This window comes from Ancylobacter sp. GW821-FHT10E12, from assembly GCF_058809335.1.
The window spans coordinates 1-18566 of sequence record NZ_JBXASN010000032.1 but is presented as its reverse complement, the minus strand read 5'-3'; the positions used below and the strand labels follow the sequence as shown (position 1 = coordinate 18566).

The following is an 18566-nucleotide window of genomic DNA, read 5'->3' as shown; positions in this document are numbered from 1 at the left end:
GTGGCGCTGATCGTGCCGATCGCGATGGAAGACAAGCTGCGCTTCGCCATCCGCGAAGGCGGACGCACCGTCGGTGCTGGAGTGGTTGCCAGCATCATCGAGTGATGATGGATGAGGGAATGCGGCCTGCCGCGTTCCCTCATCCCCGCGCCGGCATATGGCGCGGGGCATGTGGCGCGGGGGCTGGGGCTCGTCCTCCTCGGCCTGCTGGCTTTCGCGCCCGCGGGCCGGGGCGCAATGCCCCGAACGTCCCAGCTGCCGGGGATGCGGCTGCAAGGGCGGCTCCGGCTATCGCGGCTCCGGCTATCGCGGCTCCGGCTATCGCGGCCCTGACGGCAGGTGCGTCGGCTATGCCGATCTCGCAAAGGCATGCGGCACGCCGCCGACGACACGATGCGTGTTCGAGAACGCGCCGGGCAACGGCGCCAATCGCGCATGCGCCGCCCCTCCGGCACGCGCCCGCCACGATCAGGCGTGCAGTGAGGCGGGTGTGGAGTAAGGGAGGCGAGCCGCTCTCCTCTCTTTACACGGGGCGGGCGGATCAACTAGGAAGACCCGGCCCGCTCGCGGGCTGTAGGAGTGTAGCTCAACTGGTTAGAGCACCGGTCTCCAAAACCGGGGGTTGGGGGTTCGAGTCCCTCCACTCCTGCCATCCCTTCCGGCGGATGGCAGGCCGGAGCATGTTCCGCAGAAGTTGAACGGCTTCTGCGGTGAGAACAGGCTCCAGTTTCTTGGGTGGGAGCATTTTCCTGCCGTTCAGGCGTTCCTCCTGATCGGAAAGGGCTCCAGCTGGCAGACGTCCTTTGACGAGAAGCGGGTTTGCAGGCTATACGCCCGCGTCGCTCCTTACGGACGGCGATGCGCGGGACACCCCGCATTCCAATTTCGCGGGCCGGCTTCTCCATCTGGGGAAGGCGCTCCGCCCAGAGGCGTTTCGAGACGAGCATGGCGAAGACGAACCCGGTCCAGTTCTTTCAGCAGGTCCGCGCCGAAACGCGCAAGGTTACCTTTCCGACCCGCCGCGAGACGCTGATCACCACGGCGATGGTGTTCGTCATGGTGGTCGTGGCGTCCTTGTTCTTCCTGGTCGCCGACCAGATCCTGAGCTTCGCGGTCGCGCAGCTTCTGCATCTCGGCCGCTGAGGGAGCGAGACATGGCGAAGCGCTGGTACATCGTCCACGCCTATTCGAACTTCGAGAAGAAGGTCGCCGATTCGATCAAGGAACAGGCCGCGCAGCGCGGCCTCGCCGACCTGTTCGAGCAGGTGCTGGTGCCGATCGAGAAGATCGTCGAGGTGCGCCGTGGCCGCAAGGTCGACGCCGAGCGCAAGTTCTTCCCCGGCTACGTGCTGGTGAAGATGGACCTCACCGACGAGGCCTTCCATCTCATCAAGAACACCCCGAAGGTCACCGGCTTCCTCGGCGCCGACAACAAGCCGATGCCGATCGCCGAATCGGAGGCGATGCGCATCCTGCAGCAGGTGCAGGAAGGCATCGAGCGGCCCAAGCCCTCGGTCAGCTTCGAGGTCGGCGAGACGGTCAAGGTGTCGGACGGCCCGTTCGCCTCCTTCAACGGCATCGTCGAGGAAGTGGACGAGGCCCGCTCGCGGCTCAAGGTGGCGGTGTCGATCTTCGGCCGCGCCACGCCGGTGGAGCTGGAATTCAACCAGGTCGAGAAGACCTGACCCGAGAAGGCCCGGGCTTCTTCGCAGTGGATTTTTGGAAGGCGCGGCAGGGTCCGCGCCTTTTTCGTTTGGGACGTGGTCGTCATCCCGGCCGGAGCGCAGCGGAGAGCCGGGATCGCTCTCCGGCTCCCGAGCGATCCCGGATCGGCCTGCGGCCGTCCGGGATGACGATCGCACGGGAGCGGCCCGATCGGTCGGCTGTATCGCTATAACCGGATAACACCCGCGCCGCCGGGCGCCGGCCTATCCTCCCTCCACACGCCACAAGGCGGCAGCACGGGAGGAAGACATGGCGGGCAAGCGTATCCTGATGATCGTCGGCGACTTCGTCGAAGACTACGAGACCATGGTGCCGTTCCAGGCGCTGCTGGCCGTGGGCCACACCGTCCACGCCGTCTGCCCGGACAAGAAGGCCGGCGATTCCATCGCCACCTCGATCCATGATTTCGAGGGCCAGCAGACCTATTCGGAAAAGCGCGGCCACAATTTCACGCTCAACGCCACCTTCGCCGAGGTCGATCCGGCCCGCTACGACGCGCTGGTGATTCCCGGCGGCCGGGCGCCGGAATATCTGCGGCTGAACGACCGGGTGATCGAGATCGTCCGTCACTTCTTCGAGACCGACAAGCCGGTCGCCGCCGTCTGCCATGGCGCGCAGCTGCTCGCCGGGGCGCGGGTGCTGGAGGGGCGCACCTGCTCGGCCTATCCCGCCTGCCGCGCTGAGGTGGAACTCGCCGGCGGCACCTATGCCGACATCGCCATCGACGCGGCGGTGACCGACCGCAACCTGGTCAGCGCCCCGGCCTGGCCGGCGCATCCGGCCTGGATCGCCCAGTTCCTCGCCGTGCTCGGCACCGCGATCAGCCACGGCGCCCAGCGGCAGGCGGCCTGAGCGGCCGCACGCTTCCGCCGGCCGAGCTCCCGCCGGCAACGTCGTCAACCGGCAGGGTCTTCTGCGGCCAGGGTCTTCCATGGCCAAGGTCCTGCGCGGCCAAGCTCGACCTCGGCGGGGGAGGGGTCTATGATCCCTCCTCCTCCGGCGAACCACTCGGGAGCGATGCGATGTGCAAGCTCTTCATCGAAGCCGATGCGCGCCTTTGGCAGACACGGCTGAAATCGTTGCGCCTGCATGGCTTCTCCACCAGCGTGCGGCTGGAGAACTTCTACTGGCGGGTGCTGGAGGAGATTGCCCGGCGCGACGGCATGAGCCTGCCGCAGCTGCTCGCCAAACTGCATGAGGAACTGCTCTTCGCCCATGGCGGCGTGGAGAACTTCGCCTCGTTCCTGCGGGTATGCTGCGGGCGCTACCTGGCGCTCCAGCTCGAAGGCGAGGTGCCGCGCGATCTTTCCGCGCCGATATCCGGGCTGGATGCCGATGCCATACTCGCGCGCGAAGCGCGGCGGGCGGGGCAGGCGGAGCGCACGGAGCCTGGCCGCGCCGCCGGCCTGCGCCGGAGCGGGGCGCTGCACCCGGCCGCTTGAGGCCGGCAGCTGCATGTCGGGCTTTCCTTTGGGGCTTTCCTTTTCGACGATTCTGGTGTAGGCGACCCTTTGCGTGCCCGGATCGGGCAGGCTCACCCGCAAGGGTCGAATGAATCCGCGGGAGGCACGACCGGTTCGCCAGCCGGAGCACGCGTGCCGCGACCGCGACCCGGAACCCACGTCGCCCACGGCTTCAAGACGCCGTGACGGCGTGATTTGTGCTGGTGGCTTGGCAGCCGCCCGCGCAGCAGGAGCCTTTCATGGCGAAGAAGATTACCGGCTACGTCAAACTGCAGGTGCCGGCCGGCTCGGCCAATCCGGCCCCGCCGATCGGTCCCGCGCTCGGCCAGCGCGGCCTCAACATCATGGAATTCTGCAAGGCGTTCAACGCCCAGACCGCCCAGATGGAAAAGGGCATGCCGATCCCGGTGCTGATCACCGCGTATCAGGACCGTTCCTTCACCTTCGAGCTCAAGACCCCCCCGGTCTCCTACTTCCTGAAGAAGGCGGCGGGCCTCGAGACCAAGAAGAAGCCCGGCTCGGGTCACAAGACCACCGGCAAGGGCAGCTTCGTCGGCAAGATCTCCCAGGCGCAGATGCGCGAGATCGCCGAAAAGAAGATGAAGGATCTGAACTGCGACACCGTCGAATCGGCGGTCCGCATGATCGAAGGCTCCGCCCGTTCCATGGGCCTCGAGGTTGTGGGTTGAGCTGATGGCCAAGATTGCAAAGCGTGTTCGCGCCACCCGCGACGGTATCGACCCCCTGAAGCTCTATGGTCTCGACGAGGCCATCGGGATGCTCAAGGAGCGTGCCACCGCCAAGTTCGACGAGACCATCGAGGTCGCGATGAATCTCGGCGTCGACCCCCGCCATGCCGACCAGATGGTCCGCGGCGTGTGCAACCTGCCGAACGGCTCCGGCCGTACCGTGCGCGTGGCGGTGTTCGCCCGCGGCGCCAAGGCTGACGAGGCCAAGGCGGCGGGTGCCGACATCGTCGGCGCCGAGGACCTGCTGGAGATCGTCCAGGGCGGCACGATCGAGTTCGATCGCTGCATCGCCACCCCGGACCTGATGCCGCTGGTCGGCCGTCTCGGCAAGGTGCTCGGCCCGCGCGGCCTGATGCCGAACCCGAAGGTCGGCACCGTGACCATGGACGTCAAGGGCGCGGTGGAAGCCGCCAAGGGCGGCGCGATCGAGTTCCGCGTCGAGAAGGCCGGCATCATCCACGCCGGCATCGGCAAGGCCTCGTTCCCGACCGACAAGCTGGCCGAGAACATCCGCGCCTTCGCCGACGCGGTGGTTCGCGCCAAGCCGACCGGCGCCAAGGGCACCTATGTGCAGCGCATCGCGCTGTCCTCGACCATGGGTCCGGGCGTGAAGGTCGAGCCGGCCTCGGTGCTGTCCGCCGGTTGATCGGGCGGTGCCGATCGTCCCCGGCGCGGCCCGCAGTCGCGCCGGCGTGATCGGGGCAGGGGTAGAATTGGAGCAGTCCCGGTGCTATCTGGGGCTGACAAACTCCATTAGACCCTCTATATGGGCGGTTTCGTTCCCGGCAACGAGTCGTTTCGGCTCGGAATCGGGTGCGATACCGACGAAATTCGAAGCTTTCGTCCGCTAACCCGGACGAAGGGGCCGGTAGGGCTCGCCCTGCCGGCCCAAGTCCTGTCCGAGACTGCAGGTGTCGGCCCGTTCCGGGTCGACCTAATCCCAGTTCGGGGCCTGCATAGACGGGGTACGACCGAAGGATGAGGGCCGGTTCGCCGGTGCTTGGATTTCGGCTCGAACCAGCGCCTTGGCCGGTTTTTCGGTCCCAGGGGACAGGATTCTAACCGTCGACCGCCTTCCGGCGGGAGACAAGGCGCAAACTGGCGGGGTGGACGTTCCATCTCGTCACCGGAGAGCAAGTGAAGTGGATCGAGCACAAAAAGAAGAGCTCGTCGCGTCGCTGTCCGAAGTGTTCAAGGGCACTTCGGTCGTCGTCGTGGCCCACTATTCCGGCCTCACCGTCGCCCAGCTGTCGAACCTGCGTCGACAGATGAAGGCGAGCGGCGCGACCGTGAAAGTGGCGAAGAACCGCCTCGCGAAGATCGCTCTCGAAGGCTCGGACGTCGCACATGTCGGTAACCTGCTGAAGGGCCCGACCATCATCGCTTACTCGAGCGATCCTGTTGCGGCCCCGAAGGTCGCCGTCGATTTCGCCAAGGCCCACGACAAGTTCGTGATCCTGGGCGGCGCGATGGGCAAGACCTCCCTGAATGTCGACGGCGTGAAGGCTCTTGCCACGCTGCCGTCGCTCGACGAACTGCGCGCCAAGCTGGTCGGCCTTATCCAGGCTCCGGCCACCAAGATCGCTCAGGTCGTCAACGCACCGGCGGCGAAGCTCGCCCGTGTGTTCGGGGCATATGCCACCAGCGAGAACGAAGCCGCGTGAGGCTTCCCCGGTAATACTGGTTCGAACCTAAATCCAAGGACTTAGAGAAAATGGCTGATCTGTCGAAGCTCGTTGACGAGCTGTCCACCCTGACCGTCCTCGAGGCTGCCGAGCTCGCGAAGCTCCTCGAAGAGAAGTGGGGCGTTTCCGCTGCCGCCGCCGTGGCGGTCGCTGCCGCCCCGGGCGCCGCTGCCGCGGCTCCGGTCGAAGAGCAGACCGAGTTCACCGTGATGCTCGTCGCCGCCGGCGACAAGAAGATCGAGGTGATCAAGGAAGTCCGCGCCGTGACCGGCCTGGGCCTCAAGGAAGCCAAGGACCTCGTCGAGGCTGCTCCCAAGGCGGTCAAGGAAGGTGTGACCAAGGAAGAGGCCGAGAAGGTCAAGGCGCAGATCGAGAAGGCCGGCGCCAAGGTCGAGCTTAAGTGATCGTCTGATCATTTCGGGGGCCGCCGGTTCTGCCGGCGGTCCTTCCCGGCCGTTGTCCCTGTGGATCGGCGCCCGGGAGGAAGCCGGACGGCTTCCCCGACCATCCCGCAGCCCTCGGGCCGGGATCGTCGGGCGAGCCGTCAGGCGCGGAGAGGGATGGACCCGAAGCGGCCTTGCCGCATGGAGGGCACGTTTCTCCGCGAGAATGCGCTTCAGGCCCGTGGCGGAGCCACGCTTCGGGCGATTTGGAGCGCGCAGACGGATACTCGGACGGAGCGAGGAGCGACATGGCGCAGACGTTCACCGGTCGTAAGCGGGTCCGCAAGTTTTTCGGCAAGATCCAGGAAGTGGCGGAGATGCCGAACCTCATCGAGGTTCAGAAGGCGTCCTATGACCAGTTCCTGCAGATCGTCGAGCCGAAGGGCGGGCGTGCGGACGACGGCATTCAGGCGGTTTTCAAATCGGTTTTCCCGATCTCGGACTTTTCGGGCGCGGCCATGCTCGAATTCGTCCGCTACGAGTTCGAACCGCCGAAATATGACGTGGACGAGTGCCGCCAGCGCGGCATGACCTTCGCGGCGCCGCTGAAGGTGACCCTCCGCCTCATCGTGTTCGATGTCGACCCCGATACCGGCTCCAAGTCCGTCAAGGACATCAAGGAGCAGGACGTCTATATGGGCGACATCCCGCTGATGACGATGAACGGCACCTTCATCGTCAACGGCACCGAGCGCGTCATCGTCTCGCAGATGCACCGCTCGCCGGGCGTGTTCTTCGACCACGACAAGGGCAAGACCCATTCCTCGGGCAAGCTCCTGTTCGCCGCCCGCATCATCCCGTATCGCGGCTCCTGGCTCGACATCGAGTTCGACGCCAAGGACATCGTGTTCGCGCGTATCGACCGCCGCCGCAAGATTCCGGTGACGTCGCTGCTGTTCGCCCTCGGCCTCGCCGGCGAAGAGATCCTCAATACCTTCTACGACACCATCACCTTCAGCCGTGCGAAGGACGGATGGCGCATGCCCTTCGACCCGAAGCGCATGAAGGGCTACAAGGCGATTTCCGACCTCGTCGACGCCGATACCGGCGAAGTGGTGGTCGAGGCCGGCAAGAAGGTGACCGTGCGCCAGGCGCGCCAGCTCGCCGAGAAGGGCCTCAAGGCGCTCAAGATCCCCGACGAGGAGATGATCGGCCGCTACGTCGCCGAGGACCTCGTCAATCCGCAGACCGGCGAGATCTATATCGAGGCGGGCGAGGAAGTCTCGGAGAAGATGCTGAAGCAGCTCGCCGAGCTGGGCTATGACGACCTGCCGATCCTCGACATCGACCACGTCAATATCGGCGCCTATATCCGCAACACCCTGGCCGTCGACAAGAACGTCACCCGCGAGGACGCCCTGTTCGACATCTACCGCGTGATGCGTCCGGGCGAGCCGCCGACGCTCGATTCCGCGCAGGCGATGTTCCACTCGCTGTTCTTCGACAGCGAGCGCTACGACCTCTCCTCGGTCGGCCGCGTGAAGATGAACATGCGTCTCGACCTCGACGCCGAGGACACCGTGCGCGTGCTGCGCCGCGAGGACATCCTCGCGGTCATCAAGACGCTGGTGGAACTGCGCGACGGCAAGGGCGAGATCGACGACATCGACCATCTCGGCAATCGCCGCGTGCGGTCGGTCGGCGAGCTGATGGAGAACCAGTACCGCGTCGGCCTGCTGCGTATGGAGCGCGCCATCAAGGAGCGCATGTCGTCCGTCGACATCGACACCGTGATGCCGCAGGATCTGATCAATGCGAAGCCGGTGGCGGCGGCGGTGCGCGAGTTCTTCGGCTCGTCCCAGCTCTCGCAGTTCATGGACCAGACCAACCCGCTGTCGGAGATCACCCACAAGCGCCGTCTCTCGGCGCTTGGTCCGGGCGGCCTGACGCGCGAGCGCGCCGGCTTCGAGGTGCGCGACGTGCACCCGACGCATTACGGCCGCATCTGCCCGATCGAGACGCCGGAAGGCCCGAATATCGGCCTGATCAACTCGCTGGCGACCTTCGCCCGCGTGAACAAGTACGGCTTCATCGAGGCGCCCTATCGCCGGGTCAAGGACAGCCAGGTCCAGGATGAGGTGGTCTATCTCTCCGCCATGGAGGAGGGGAAGTACTACGTCGCCCAGGCCAACATCCCGCTCGACGCCGAAGGCCGGTTCACCGAGGACCTGATCGTCTGCCGCCATGCCGGCGACGTGCTGCTGGTCACCCCGGACCGCGTCGACTTCATGGACGTGTCGCCGAAGCAGCTGGTCTCCGTCGCCGCGGCGCTGATCCCGTTCCTCGAGAACGACGACGCCAACCGCGCGCTGATGGGCTCGAACATGCAGCGCCAGGCGGTGCCGCTGGTCCGCGCCGATGCTCCGTTCGTGGGCACCGGCATGGAATCGGTGGTCGCCCGTGACTCCGGCGCCGCCATCGCGGCCCGCCGCACCGGCGTGATCGACCAGGTGGACGCCACCCGTATCGTCATCCGGGCGACGGAAGAGAACGACGCCTCCAAGTCGGGCGTCGACATCTACCGCCTGCAGAAGTTCCAGCGCTCCAACCAGTCGACCTGCATCAACCAGCGTCCGCTGGTGCGCGTGGGCGACCGGGTGCGCAAGGGCGACATCATCGCCGACGGTCCCTCGACCGATCTCGGCGACCTGGCGCTCGGCCGGAACATCCTCGTCGCGTTCATGCCGTGGAACGGCTATAACTTCGAGGACTCCATCCTGCTGTCCGAGAACATCTCGAAGGGCGACATCTTCTCGTCGATCCATATCGAGGAGTTCGAGGTGATGGCCCGCGACACCAAGCTCGGTCCCGAGGAAATCACCCGCGACATTCCGAACGTGTCGGAAGAGGCGCTGAAGAACCTGGACGAGGCCGGCATCGTCTATATCGGTGCCGAGGTGCAGGCGGGCGACATCCTCTGCGGCAAGATCACCCCGAAGGGCGAGAGCCCGATGACGCCGGAAGAGAAGCTTCTGCGCGCCATCTTCGGCGAGAAGGCCGCCGACGTGCGCGACACCTCGCTGCGCGTTCCCCCGGGCGTGACCGGCACCATCGTCGAAGTGCGCGTGTTCAACCGCCACGGCGTCGACAAGGACGAGCGCGCCCAGGCGATCGAGCGCGAGGAGATCGAACGCCTCGCCAAGGACCGCGACGACGAGCAGGCCATCCTCGACCGCAACGTCTTCGGCCGCCTGGCCGAGATGCTGGACGGCAAGGTCGGCGTCGCTGGCCCCAAGGGCTTCAAGAAGGACGTCACGATCACCCGCAGCGTGCTGACGGATTATCCGCGCAGCCAGTGGTGGATGTTCGCGGTGGCCGACGACCAGCTCATGAGCGAGCTGGAAGCCATGCGCAACCAGTACGACGAATCGAAGAAGCGCCTCGAGCAGCGCTTCCTCGACAAGGTCGAGAAGCTGCAGCGCGGCGACGAACTGCCGCCCGGCGTGATGAAGATGGTCAAGGTCTTCATCGCGGTGAAGCGCAAGATCCAGCCGGGCGACAAGATGGCCGGCCGGCACGGCAACAAGGGCGTGGTCTCGCGCATCGTCCCGGTCGAGGACATGCCGTTCCTGGAGGACGGCACCCCGGTCGACATGGTGCTCAACCCGCTCGGCGTGCCCTCGCGCATGAATGTCGGGCAAATCCTGGAGACGCATCTCGGCTGGGCCTGCGCGGGCCTCGGCAAGGTGATCGACCGGGCGATCGAGCAGTACCGTCGGGCCAACGACGTCGCGCCGCTGAAGAAGGCGTTCAGCGACATCTACGGCAAGGACGAGACCATCGCCTCGCTCGACGAGGAGGGCCTGGTCGAGCTCGGCTCCAACCTGCGGCGCGGCGTTCCCATCGCCACGCCGGTGTTCGACGGCGCCCGCGAGGCGGATATCGAGCGCATGCTGGAGCTGGCCGGCCTCGACAAGTCGGCGCAGTCGACGCTGTATGACGGGCGCACCGGCGAGCAGTTCGACCGCAAGGTCACGGTGGGCTACATCTACATGCTGAAGCTCCACCACCTGGTCGACGACAAGATCCATGCCCGTTCGATCGGTCCCTACTCGCTCGTCACCCAGCAGCCGCTGGGCGGCAAGGCGCAGTTCGGCGGCCAGCGCTTCGGCGAAATGGAGGTGTGGGCGCTCGAGGCGTATGGCGCGGCCTATACGCTGCAGGAGATGCTTACCGTGAAGTCGGACGACGTGGCCGGCCGCACCAAGGTCTACGAGGCCATCGTGCGCGGCGACGACACTTTCGAGGCCGGCATTCCCGAGAGCTTCAACGTGCTCGTGAAGGAAATGCGCTCGCTGGGTCTGAACGTCGAGCTGATGAACTCCAAGACCCAGAGCGTGGTGCCCGGCGCCGGCGAAAGCCTGCCCGCCGCCGAATAGCGGTCTTCCCTACAGCGCGCGCGGAAGCCTCAACCGGGCCTCCGCGCGCGAACTGCCTTGTGCGATACGACCAGATTTCAGTGACACGATGTTCCCCGCGACGGCGGCGGCCGTGTCCGAGCCGAAGGAGACTGTGATGAATCAAGAGGTGATGAATCTCTTCAATCCGGCGGTCCCGGCGCCCACGTTCGATCAGATCAAGATCTCGATCGCGAGCCCGGAGAAGATCCAGTCCTGGTCCTTCGGCGAGATCAAGAAGCCCGAGACGATCAACTACCGGACCTTCAAGCCGGAGCGTGACGGCCTGTTCTGCGCCCGCATCTTCGGGCCGATCAAGGACTACGAGTGCTTGTGCGGCAAGTACAAGCGCATGAAGTACAAGGGCATCATCTGCGAGAAGTGCGGCGTCGAGGTCACCCTCTCGCGCGTGCGCCGCGAGCGTATGGGCCATATCGAGCTCGCCGCCCCGGTCGCGCATATCTGGTTCCTGAAGTCGCTCCCGAGCCGCATCGGCCTGCTGCTCGACATGACGCTGAAGGACCTCGAGCGCATCCTGTACTTCGAGTACTACTGCGTCATCGAGCCGGGCCTCACCCCGCTGAAGGAGCGTCAGCTCCTCTCGGAAGAGGACTATCTGCGCGCCCAGGAAGAGTATGGCGACGACAGCTTCACCGCCCTGATCGGCGCCGAGGCCATTCGCGAGCTGCTGCGCTCGATGGACCTGGAGCAGATCGCCGGCAACCTGCGCAAGGAGATCGCCGAGGCGACCACCGAGCTGAAGCCGAAGAAGCTCGCCAAGCGGCTGAAGATCGTCGAGGCCTTCCAGCTGTCCGGCAACAAGCCGGAATGGATGATCCTGACGCATGTGCCGGTGATCCCGCCGGACCTGCGCCCGCTGGTGCCGCTCGACGGCGGCCGCTTCGCGACCTCCGACCTCAACGACCTGTACCGCCGCGTCATCAACCGCAACAACCGCCTGAAGCGGCTGATCGAGCTGAAGGCGCCGGACATCATCATCCGCAACGAGAAGCGCATGCTTCAGGAAGCGGTCGATGCGCTGTTCGACAATGGCCGCCGCGGCCGCGTCATCACCGGCGCCAACAAGCGCCCGCTGAAGTCGCTCGCCGACATGCTGAAGGGCAAGCAGGGCCGGTTCCGCCAGAACCTGCTCGGCAAGCGCGTCGACTATTCCGGCCGTTCGGTGATCGTGGTCGGTCCCGAGCTGAAGCTGCACCAGTGCGGCCTGCCAAAGAAGATGGCGCTGGAGCTGTTCAAGCCGTTCATCTATTCGCGGCTCGACGCCAAGGGGCTTTCCGCGACGGTCAAGCAGGCGAAGAAGCTGGTCGAGAAGGAGCGTCCCGAGGTGTGGGACATCCTCGACGAGGTGATCCGCGAGCATCCGGTGATGCTGAACCGCGCCCCGACGCTGCACCGCCTCGGCATCCAGGCCTTCGAGCCGGTGCTGATCGAGGGCAAGGCGATCCAGCTGCACCCGCTCGTCTGCTCGGCCTTCAACGCCGATTTCGACGGCGACCAGATGGCCGTGCACGTGCCGCTGTCCATCGAGGCGCAGCTCGAAGCCCGCGTGCTGATGATGTCGACCAACAACATCCTGCACCCGGCCAACGGCGCGCCGATCATCGTGCCGTCGCAGGACATCGTGCTCGGTCTCTACTACCTCACCATGATGAAGGAGAACGAGCCGGGCCAGGGCATGGCGTTCGCCAACATGGGCGAGATCGACCATGCGCTGGCCGCCAAGGCCATCACCCTGCACACCAAGGTGCGCGGGCGCTATATCGGCGTCGACGAGAACGGCAAGTCCGCCTCGAAGATCTACGAGACCACGCCCGGCCGCATGAAGCTCGGCGAGCTGCTGCCCAAGAACGCCAAGACTCCCTTCGACGTCGTCAACAAGCTGATGACCAAGAAGGAAATCTCGAACATGATCGACACCGTCTACCGCCACTGCGGTCAGAAGGAGACGGTCATCTTCTGCGACCGCATCATGTCGCTCGGCTTCCACAACGCCTTCCGCGCCGGCATTTCCTTCGGCAAGGACGACATGGTGGTGCCCTCCAAGAAGTGGGACATGGTCGAAGAGACCCGTGCCCTCACCAAGGAGTACGAGCAGCAGTACAATGACGGCCTGATCACCCAGGGCGAAAAGTACAACAAGGTCGTGGACGCCTGGGGCAAGTGCTCGGCGCGCCTGGCCGACGAGATGATGGCCGAGATTTCGGCCGTCAAGAAGGATCCGGTCACCGGCCGCGAGAAGCAGATCAACTCGATCTACATGATGGCGCATTCGGGCGCCCGCGGCTCGCGCGAGCAGATGCGCCAGCTCGCCGCCATGCGCGGCCTGATGGCCAAGCCCTCGGGCGAGATCATCGAGACGCCGATCATCTCGAACTTCAAGGAAGGCCTCTCCGTGCTCGAGTACTTCAACTCGACCCACGGTGCGCGCAAGGGCCTCGCCGACACCGCGCTGAAGACCGCCAACTCGGGCTACCTGACCCGTCGTCTCGTCGACGTGGCGCAGGACAGCATCATCACGATCCGCGACTGCGGTACCACCAAGGGTATCGGCATGCGCGCCATCGTCGATGCCGGCCAGATCGTCGCCACCCTCGGGTCGCGCGTTCTCGGCCGCACGGTGGCGGAGGACGTGATCGAGGCGGCGACCGGGATCGTCATCGTGCCGGAAGGCAAGATGATCGACGAGCCGGATGTCGAGCGCATCGCCAAGGCCAACATCCAGGAGATCAAGATCCGTTCGGTCTTGACCTGCGAGGCCAAGAGCGGCGTGTGCGGCACCTGCTACGGCCGCGACCTGGCGCGCGGCACCCCGGTGAACCTCGGCGAGGCGGTCGGCGTCATCGCCGCCCAGTCGATCGGCGAGCCGGGCACGCAGCTCACCATGCGCACCTTCCACATCGGCGGCGCGGCGCAGCTCTCCGAGCAGTCCTTCATCGAGGCCAGCTTCGAGGGCACGGTGAAGATCCGCAACCGCAACGTGGTGCGCAACTCGGACGGCGAGCTGATCGCCATGAGCCGCAACCTCTCCGTGGTGATCCTCGATCACGACGGCACCGAGCGCGCGGCGCACCGCATCCAGTTCGGCGCCAAGCTGAAGGTGGACGAGGGCGATCCGATCAAGCGCGGCCAGCGCATCGCCGAGTGGGACCCCTATACCCGCCCGATCCTCACCGAAGTCGAGGGCTGGGTCGGTTACGAGGATCTGGTCGAAGGCGCCTCGCTGAGCGAGACGGTCGACGAATCGACCGGCATCGCCAAGCGCGTCGTCACCGACTGGCGCACCGGCCGCGGCTCGGAGCTGCGTCCCTCGATGGTGGTCAAGGGTGCGGACGGCAAGGTGCTGAAGCTGCAGCGCGGCGGCGACGCCCGCTACACCCTGCCGGTCGAGGCGATCATCTCGGTCGATCCGAACACCACGGTGAAGGCCGGCGACGTGCTCGCCCGCGTGCCGATGGAAAGCGCCAAGACCCGCGACATCACCGGCGGTCTGCCGCGGGTGGCGGAGCTGTTCGAGGCGCGGCGGCCGAAGGATGCGGCGATCATCGCCGAAATCGCCGGCACCATCCGCTTCGGCAAGGACTACAAGAACAAGCGCCGCCTCACCATCGAGCCGCAGGACTCGACGGACGATCCGGTCGAGTACCTGATCCCGAAGGGCAAGCACATCCATCTGCAGGATGGCGACCTCGTCGAGAAGGGCGACTTCATCGTCGACGGCAACCCGGCGCCGCACGACATCCTGGCCATCAAGGGCGTCGAGGAACTCGCCGCCTATCTCGTCAACGAGATCCAGGAGGTCTACCGGCTGCAGGGCGTGCTCATCAACGACAAGCACATCGAGGTGATCGTCCGCCAGATGCTGCAGAAGGTGGATATCGACGACGCCGGCGACAGCGACCTGCTCACCAACGAGCAGGTGGACATCTCCGACCTCGACGTCATCAACGAGGCGCTGATCGCCGAGGGCAAGAAGCCCGCCAGCGGTCATCCGGTTCTGCTGGGCATCACCAAGGCGTCGCTGCAGACGCGCTCCTTCATCTCCGCCGCCTCCTTCCAGGAGACGACGCGGGTGCTCACCGAAGCGGCGGTCAACGGCAAGACCGACGATCTCGGCGGCCTGAAGGAAAACGTCATCGTCGGCCGGCTGATCCCGGCCGGCACCGGCGCCCAGATGTCGAAGCTGCGGGTGACCGCGACGTCGCGCGACGAACTGATCCTCGCCCAGAACGAGCAGGACGTGGCGGTGACGAACGCTCCGGCGCTGGAGGGACCGGCGGCCGAGTGAGGCTGTCCGGGGCTCGCTGCGCCTCAGTGAAGGATGGGCCGTCTTCCGAAGGGAAGGCGGCCCTTCTTTTTGTCGACGGGGGAATCGGCGAGATGCCGCCGTCGAATCGGCCGATGCCGGCGTCGCGCGCGGGAATCGCCCCGTCGGTCCTGCCGTCCCGAGTCGCGCCGGCGAGTCGGCCTGCCGCCGGTGGCGGATTCGGCCGGATGCAGCGCGATCGAATGTTGCCCGGCGTGACGGCGGGGTGGAATCTAACGTCCGCAACGGCTCGCACGGGGCTGTGAGGCTCCAATTTCGCGGATTCGACTTGACGCGAGGCGAGTCGCCGCGTAGATAGCGCGGACTTTCACGGCAGGCAGGTCGGAATTGCCGTGTCGGGGCGCCTAGCCCGGACCCAGAATTCCGAGACGCTGCCGGAACATAAGCATGACCATATCAGGCGCATGATCGCGCAGAGCGACGCTTCGGTGTCCGCGTGATCCTCTGAACGGCAGTGCCCTCGGCCAGAAGCTGGCCGGCGGCACTTCTTTCGTTCGCAGATTGTCCTGAATGCCGGCCTGACCGGCGCATGCGGAAGGTTCCGAACGGCCGAGAGAGAACGTTCATGCGGTTGCGGCCGCGGAAAATGGGTTCGCGCGGGCATTATTCCCGTCGCAACAGAGACGAAGGCGAAAAGACGTGCCGACGATCAACCAGCTGATCCGCAAGCCGCGGGAAGCCCAGAAGGCCCGGAACAAGGTTCCGGCCCTGCAGGCCAGCCCGCAGAAGCGCGGCGTTTGCACCCGCGTGTACACCACGACCCCGAAGAAGCCGAACTCGGCGCTTCGTAAGGTCGCCAAGGTTCGTCTGACCAATGGCTATGAAGTCATCGGTTACATCCCTGGCGAAGGTCATAACCTTCAGGAGCACTCCGTGGTGATGATCCGCGGCGGCCGCGTGAAGGACCTTCCGGGCGTGCGCTACCACATCCTGCGTGGCGTGCTCGACACCCAGGGCGTCAAGAATCGTAAGCAGCGCCGTTCGAAGTACGGCGCCAAGCGGCCGAAGTGAGGATCTGAACGATGTCCCGTCGCCACCGCGCAGAGCGCCGCGAAGTCACCCCCGATCCCAAGTTCGGGAGCGAGGTTCTGAGCCGCTTCATGAACGCCGTCATGTATGACGGCAAGAAGTCGGTTGCCGAGCAGATCGTCTATGGCGCGTTCGATATCGTCGAGACGCGGGCGAAGGCCGAGCCGCTCGGCGTGTTCACCCAGGCGCTCGACAATGTCAGCCCGGCCATCGAGGTGCGCTCCCGCCGCGTCGGCGGCGCCACCTACCAGGTGCCGGTCGAGGTTCGTCCGGAGCGCCGTCAGGCGCTGGCGATCCGCTGGCTGATCACTGCGGCCCGCGCCCGCAACGAGAAGACCATGATCGAGCGTCTGTCGGGCGAACTGCTCGACGCCTCGAACAATCGCGGCACCGCCGTGAAGAAACGTGAAGACACCCACCGCATGGCGGAGGCGAACCGCGCCTTCTCTCACTATCGCTGGTGATGAAGAGAGCCGGGACGAGGATCTGATATGTCGCGCATTAATGCCATCGAAGACTACCGTAACTTCGGCATCATGGCCCACATCGATGCCGGGAAGACCACGACTACCGAGCGGATCCTCTATTACACCGGCAAGAGCCACAAGATCGGCGAAGTCCATGATGGCGCCGCCACCATGGACTGGATGACCCAGGAGCAGGAGCGCGGCATCACCATTACGTCCGCCGCGACGACCGCTTTCTGGCACGGCAAGCGCCTGAACATCATCGACACCCCCGGCCACGTCGACTTCACCATCGAAGTCGAGCGTTCGCTGCGCGTGCTCGACGGCGCCGTCTGCGTGCTCGACGGCAACCAGGGCGTCGAGCCCCAGACCGAGACCGTGTGGCGCCAGGCCGACAAGTACAACGTTCCGCGCATCGTGTTCGTCAACAAGATGGACAAGACCGGCGCCGACTTCTTCCGCTGCGTCGAGATGATCATCGACCGCGTGGACGGCAAGCCGGTGTGCTGCCAGCTGCCGATCGGTTCCGAGAACAACTTCAAGGGCGTCATCGACCTCGTCCGCATGAAGGCGGTCGTGTGGGACAATGAAGAGCTCGGCGCGAAGTATCACGACGAAGAGATCCCGGCCGAGCTGCTCGACCAGGCGATCGAATATCGCGGCAAGCTGCTGGAAGCCGCCGTCGAGCTCGACGACGAGGTCCTGTCGGCCTATCTCGACGGCGTCGAGCCGGACGAGGCGACCCTGAAGGGCCTGATCCGCAAGGCCGTCATCGGCCGCGTGTTCAACCCGGTCTTCTGCGGCTCGGCCTTCAAGAACAAGGGCGTGCAGCCCCTGCTCGACGCGGTGTGCGATTTCCTGCCGAGCCCGATCGATCGCGGCGCGATCAAGGGCATCGACTTCAATACCGAGGAAGAGACCGTCCGCAACCCGAACGATACCGACCCGCTGTCGGTGCTCGCGTTCAAGATCATGGACGACCCCTTCGTCGGCACCATCACCTTCTGCCGCATCTATTCGGGCAAGCTCGAGACCGGCATGGGTCTGCTGAACTCGACCCGCGACAAGAAGGAGCGCGTCGGCCGCATGCTGCTCATGCATGCGAACAACCGCGAAGACATCAAGGAAGCCTATGCCGGCGACATCGTCGCGCTGGCCGGCCTGAAGGAAGTGCGCACCGGCGACACGCTGTGCGACACCGCCAAGCCGGTGATCCTTGAGAAGATGGAATTCCCCGAGCCGGTCATCGAGATCGCGATCGAGCCGAAGTCCAAGGCCGACCAGGAGAAGCTGGGCCTCGCTCTCGCCAAGCTGGCCGCCGAGGATCCGTCCTTCCGCGTGTCCACCGATTTCGAGAGCGGCCAGACCATCCTCAAGGGCATGGGCGAACTGCATCTCGACATCAAGGTCGACATCCTGAAGCGCACCTACAAGGTCGACGCCAATATCGGCGCTCCGCAGGTGGCCTATCGCGAGACGATCACCCGCAAGACCGAGGTGGACTACACCCACAAGAAGCAGACCGGCGGTACCGGTCAGTTCGCCCGGGTGAAGTTCATCGTCGAGCCGAACGAAGTCGGCAAGGGCTTCGCGTTCGAGAGCAAGGTCATCGGCGGCGCGGTGCCGAAGGAGTACATCCCCGGCGTCAACAAGGGTCTGGAAAGCGTGCTCGGTTCGGGCGTGCTGGCCGGCTTCCCGGTCGTGGACGTCAAGGTCGAGCTGATCGACGGCGCCTATCACGAAGTCGACTCGTCGGCGCTCGCCTTCGAAATCGCCTCCCGTGCGGCGTTCCGCGAGGCCCTGCAGAAGGGCGGCGCGGTGCTCCTCGAGCCGATCATGAAGGTCGAGGTCGTGACCCCGGAAGACTATACCGGCTCGGTCATCGGCGATCTGAACTCGCGGCGCGGCCAGATCCAGGGCCAGGACATGCGCGGCAATGCGAACGTCGTGAATGCGATGGTTCCGCTGGCCAACATGTTCGGCTACGTCAACACGCTGCGGTCCTTCAGCCAGGGCCGCGCGACCTTCACCATGCAGTTCGACCACTACGAGCAGGTGCCGTCGAACGTCGCTCAGGAGGTCCAGGCCAAATATGCTTGATAAAAGCGTAGGCCTGGTCAGGGGTTATCCCCGACCTTTCGAGTGATTTCGTATCAACATTGAATACCGACCGACGGAGAGCCCCGTGGCCAAAGAGAAGTTCAACCGTTCGAAGCCTCACTGCAACATCGGCACGATCGGTCATGTCGACCATGGCAAGACG

Annotated in this window: 14 protein-coding genes and 1 tRNA gene; all 15 read left to right on the top strand. The window is 65.4% G+C overall.

Annotated elements, in window-relative coordinates; translation table 11 throughout:
* The coding region (locus AC1RU4_RS25825) for an EF-Tu C-terminal domain-related protein (RefSeq protein WP_492894540.1) at window positions 1-105 on the top strand (105 nt) is incomplete at its 5' end.
* Between the two features lie 470 nt (window positions 106-575).
* A tRNA-Trp gene (locus AC1RU4_RS25820) sits at window positions 576-652 on the top strand.
* 293 nt (window positions 653-945) lie between these two features.
* A complete protein-coding gene (gene secE / locus AC1RU4_RS25815; protein ID WP_492894673.1) occupies window positions 946-1143 on the top strand; it encodes a preprotein translocase subunit SecE in 198 nt (65 codons plus the stop codon).
* Between the two features lie 11 nt (window positions 1144-1154).
* Window positions 1155-1685, top strand: coding sequence for a transcription termination/antitermination protein NusG (gene nusG / locus AC1RU4_RS25810; protein ID WP_492894671.1), 531 nt, complete (start codon window positions 1155-1157; stop codon window positions 1683-1685).
* Between the two features lie 289 nt (window positions 1686-1974).
* Window positions 1975-2577 (top strand): DJ-1/PfpI family protein, encoded by a 603-nt coding sequence (locus tag AC1RU4_RS25805; RefSeq protein ID WP_492894669.1) that lies wholly within the window; start codon window positions 1975-1977, stop codon window positions 2575-2577.
* 170 nt (window positions 2578-2747) lie between these two features.
* Window positions 2748-3167 (top strand): ribbon-helix-helix domain-containing protein, encoded by a 420-nt coding sequence (locus tag AC1RU4_RS25800; RefSeq protein WP_492894667.1) that lies wholly within the window; start codon window positions 2748-2750, stop codon window positions 3165-3167.
* Between the two features lie 260 nt (window positions 3168-3427).
* Entirely contained in the window at window positions 3428-3877 is a 450-nt protein-coding gene (rplK, locus tag AC1RU4_RS25795; RefSeq protein ID WP_492894665.1) for a 50S ribosomal protein L11, read from the top strand.
* 4 nt (window positions 3878-3881) lie between these two features.
* A complete protein-coding gene (rplA, locus tag AC1RU4_RS25790) occupies window positions 3882-4583 on the top strand; it encodes a 50S ribosomal protein L1 (protein ID WP_492894663.1) in 702 nt (233 codons plus the stop codon).
* A 496-nt stretch (window positions 4584-5079) separates the two neighbouring features.
* Window positions 5080-5601, top strand: coding sequence for a 50S ribosomal protein L10 (gene rplJ, locus AC1RU4_RS25785; RefSeq protein ID WP_492894661.1), 522 nt, complete (start codon window positions 5080-5082; stop codon window positions 5599-5601).
* Window positions 5602-5651: 50 nt separating this feature from the next.
* Entirely contained in the window at window positions 5652-6026 is a 375-nt protein-coding gene (gene rplL / locus AC1RU4_RS25780; RefSeq protein ID WP_492894659.1) for a 50S ribosomal protein L7/L12, read from the top strand.
* A 287-nt stretch (window positions 6027-6313) separates the two neighbouring features.
* Window positions 6314-10444, top strand: a complete 4131-nt coding sequence (gene rpoB, locus AC1RU4_RS25775) for a DNA-directed RNA polymerase subunit beta (RefSeq protein WP_492894657.1) — start codon at window positions 6314-6316, stop codon at window positions 10442-10444.
* Window positions 10445-10580: 136 nt separating this feature from the next.
* Complete coding sequence (rpoC, locus tag AC1RU4_RS25770) at window positions 10581-14768, top strand: DNA-directed RNA polymerase subunit beta' (RefSeq protein ID WP_492894655.1); 4188 nt, start codon at window positions 10581-10583, stop codon at window positions 14766-14768.
* A 678-nt stretch (window positions 14769-15446) separates the two neighbouring features.
* Window positions 15447-15818: a 30S ribosomal protein S12 gene (gene rpsL / locus AC1RU4_RS25765; RefSeq protein ID WP_018390597.1), complete on the top strand. Its 372-nt coding sequence runs from the start codon at window positions 15447-15449 to the stop codon at window positions 15816-15818.
* A gap of 11 nt (window positions 15819-15829) precedes the next feature.
* The gene (gene rpsG / locus AC1RU4_RS25760; protein WP_492894652.1) at window positions 15830-16300 is read left to right on the top strand and encodes a 30S ribosomal protein S7; all 471 of its coding nucleotides are present in this window, start codon (window positions 15830-15832) and stop codon (window positions 16298-16300) included.
* Window positions 16301-16327: 27 nt separating this feature from the next.
* The gene (gene fusA, locus AC1RU4_RS25755) at window positions 16328-18403 is read left to right on the top strand and encodes an elongation factor G (RefSeq protein WP_492894650.1); all 2076 of its coding nucleotides are present in this window, start codon (window positions 16328-16330) and stop codon (window positions 18401-18403) included.
* The last annotated feature ends 163 nt before the right edge of the window (window positions 18404-18566 follow it).